The following is a 238-nucleotide window of genomic DNA, read 5'->3' as shown; positions in this document are numbered from 1 at the left end:
ATTTTGTGTTTGTGCGCCCCGGTGGCGTTGCGGCGGTGCTGTGGGGCCTGCTCAATACAGTTTTGAGCGTGGGCCTTGAGCGACCGTCGAGCTTGCCGGTCGACGGGCTCGACCAGGTGCTTGAGGCGATTGCACCGTTCAGCGCCGAAGCGATGGCGCCACTGTGTGTCGTCGAAGCGCAGGTCATCCGCCAGTTGGCGCGCGACTTCGCCGCAGCCGACAAAGCCGTGTGCTATGG

1 pseudogene is annotated in these 238 nt (G+C 64.3%); it reads left to right on the top strand.

Going from position 1 to position 238, the window contains the following annotated elements:
- Positions 1 to 238: pseudogene (locus M2D63_RS26070) on the top strand (molybdopterin oxidoreductase family protein); the annotation flags it as partial.

The organism is Pseudomonas sp. BJa5 (assembly GCF_030272875.2).
In the GTDB taxonomy this organism is placed as follows: domain Bacteria; phylum Pseudomonadota; class Gammaproteobacteria; order Pseudomonadales; family Pseudomonadaceae; genus Aquipseudomonas.
The sequence above is the reverse complement of the archived record's forward strand: the minus strand, read 5'-3'. Positions and strand labels throughout refer to the sequence as shown.